Consider the following 2,527-nt stretch of genomic DNA (forward strand, 5'->3'; position numbering starts at 1 on the left):
ACCCCTGCCGGCGCCGCCCCGGCCCTGCCGGCGCCGGCCGCGCCCGGAGCCGGAGCCGGTGCCCTGTACCCCCCGATGCGCGTTCGGTTAGGGTGGCCTTGCCTGGCTGCAGGTTCGGGAACCGCTGCCGCAGGTGGCAACCCATGGAACGGAACAGTCAGAGGCAGGGCGCAGGTGAGAGACGACGGCCGGGCGCGTGCGCGCCGCGCCACCGCGGGGACGGAGCACCCATGCCGGTGACGGGCGTCCCGTGCGCCGCGCCGGAGACCGGGACGAGGCGCCGTGGATGAGATCGCGCTCACGGCCGGAGCCCTCTACGTCATCGTGCTGCTCCGCGCAGGAGGAACCTTCGCCGTCGGCTGGCTCGCCGGCGCCGGCGCACGGCGCAGCCGGTTCGCCGACCGGATCTCCTCGGCGAAGTTCCAGCGGGTCGAGCGGGCGATCCAGCGCTGGGGCGCCCCGGTGGTGGCCCTCTCCTTCCTGACCGTCGGCTTCCAGACCGCCGCGAACCTGCTCGCGGGCAGCATGCGCATGCCGCTCGTGCGCTACCTCCCCGCCCTGTTCGTCGGCGGGGCGGCCTGGGCGCTGATCTACGCGACCGCGGGGCTCGGCGTGCTCCAGGTGCTGGGCCGGCTCTTCGCCGGGCATCCGGCCCTCGGGGCGTCCGCCGTCGCCGTCCTCGTCCTCGCGGTCTGCGGGACGGTCGCGTACCGCAGACGCCGGGCGACCCCGCCCGCACGTTCCGCGCCGGACGAGTCCTGACCCCGGCCCCGCCCGCCCCGCCCCGCGGACACCGGCGTCCGACGGGCGAGGAGCCCGCACACGGGTGCGGGCCGGCCCGACACCCGGTCCGAGCCCCGGGCAGCGCAGTCCGCGAGGCGTGGGCCGGACCTCACTCCACCCGGAAGCCGCCGTGCTCCGCCGCCCGGCGCAGGTAGTCGATCCACTCGTCCCAGCGCGGTTCCTCCGCCATGGTCCCCGCCTTCGCCGCATCGGGCTGTGCCTCGAACGCGGCGAGCGCGGCACGGATCTCGTCCGGGGTCACGAGCCGGCCGTCGTTCCCCTCACCGATCTTGTAGTGCGGGATGCCGGTCGGCCGCTCGGCCTGCCAGTCCCGCCACGCGGCGGTGTACGCCGCGAGGGCTTCCGGCGACCGGCCGCCGCCGGGATCCCGGAGATCCTCCGGCGTCAGCCCGAAGTCCTCCGGCCGGGGATCGGGCGCCTCCTCGTGGGAGAGCATGCCGAGACGGGCCATCGTCGCCTTCGCGTAGCCCATGGTCGACCGGTTGAAGCGGTATTCGGGATCACCGGCGCCCTCCGGCTCCACGATCTCCATGTCCCACCCCACAGGCGCGCCCTCCCCGGGCTGCCGAGCCGACGCCCGTGCGAAGAACTCTGACAAGATGACCCGGTGTTCGATTTCGGTGTCGCAGGGTACCAGCCGACGTGGTTGAACCGCCGTGACGACGTCATGCGGGTGCACGGGCCCCGCCTGCGCGGCCTGTCCGGCCGCCGCCTGGCGAGGGTCTGGGTCGTCTGGGACCTGCGGGACGGCGAATGGTTCTGCGACTGCCCGATCCTGTTCGATTTCGAGGGCGAGCAGGTCGAGATCAACCAGCACAAGTTCGACGATCTCTCGCTCACCCGGAACACCATCGACCCCGCCACCCCGGTCCGGTGGCCCGGCTTCGACCTCCGGTGGCAGGCGGCGCCCTTCCCCGGCGTCCGCGCCCAGCTGGGCCTGCCCCTGAGGGAGGCCGAACCGACCGAGTGGACGGGCCGCGACCTGGCCTGCGGAAACGTCGATGTCAGCTTCGTCTTCGACACGAGTCGGACGACGGTGTTCAACGCCCTCGACGAGAACGGCCTGAGCCACGCCCCACGCGGCGGCCCCGGCGGCCCCCACTCCCTCCGCTGAAGCGGCGGGACAGCCGCGGCCGGGGGCACCGGGACGCACGGCCGGGGCGCGGGATTTCCGGATGCGCCGCTCCACCGCCCGCCCTGGGCCACCGGCCGTCCGGGGAATCACCGGCCGCGGGCCGGCGTTGTCCCCCGCATGGCAGAGGCATCCCCTTACGGCGGCGGAGCGGACGGCCCGCCGGACGCGGCAACCGCCCGCGCACGCCTCGCCGCCGACCGCGCCGGCACGCTCGCGGAGGCGGCCGCGCTCAGCCGCGAGTACGACGGCATCCTCGCGGCGAACGCCCTGGTCGCGGTGGACGACGAGCACGACCCCGAGGGCGGCAGCACCGCATTCGAGCGCGCCCACGTGGCCGCCCTCCTCGCGCGCGCCCACGAGCACCTGCAGGAACTGGACCACGCCCAGGACCGCCTCGCCCGGGGCGGCTACGGCCGGTGCGAGAGCTGCGGCCACCCCATCCCGCCGGAACGCCTGGAGATCCGCACGGCGAGGGCCGCGCCCAGGCCGGCCGCGGCGATCAGGTTGTGCCCGCAGGCGTGGCCGAGCCCCGGCAGCGCGTCGTACTCCAGCAGCACCGCCACCCGGGGCCCCTCCCCGCCGCCGGCG

At 75.5% G+C, this 2,527-nt stretch carries 3 protein-coding genes and 1 pseudogene; 2 read left to right on the forward strand and 2 right to left on the reverse strand.

Going from position 1 to position 2,527, the window contains the following annotated elements; genetic code table 11:
- The first annotated feature begins 282 nt into the window (after positions 1-282).
- Positions 283-762, forward strand: a complete 480-nt coding sequence (locus tag EF903_RS31515; RefSeq protein WP_125548392.1) for a DedA family protein — start codon at positions 283-285, stop codon at positions 760-762.
- A 130-nt stretch (positions 763-892) separates the two neighbouring features.
- On the opposite strand, the gene EF903_RS31520 is transcribed toward EF903_RS31515, so the two are convergent.
- Complete coding sequence (locus tag EF903_RS31520) at positions 893-1,348, reverse strand: hypothetical protein (RefSeq protein WP_125548393.1); 456 nt, start codon at positions 1,346-1,348, stop codon at positions 893-895.
- Between the two features lie 63 nt (positions 1,349-1,411).
- Here EF903_RS31520 and EF903_RS31525 point away from each other — a divergent pair, with 63 nt between their 5' ends.
- Positions 1,412-1,918 carry a hypothetical protein gene (locus tag EF903_RS31525; RefSeq protein ID WP_125548394.1) on the forward strand — a complete coding sequence of 169 codons (507 nt, stop codon included), beginning with the start codon at positions 1,412-1,414 and terminating at the stop codon, positions 1,916-1,918.
- Positions 1,919-2,400: 482 nt separating this feature from the next.
- On the opposite strand, the pseudogene EF903_RS35670 reads toward EF903_RS31525, so the two are convergent.
- Positions 2,401-2,527: pseudogene (locus EF903_RS35670) on the reverse strand (amidohydrolase); the annotation flags it as partial.

This window comes from Streptomyces sp. WAC05292 (genome assembly GCF_003949955.1).
Classification (GTDB): domain Bacteria; phylum Actinomycetota; class Actinomycetes; order Streptomycetales; family Streptomycetaceae; genus Streptomyces; species Streptomyces globosus.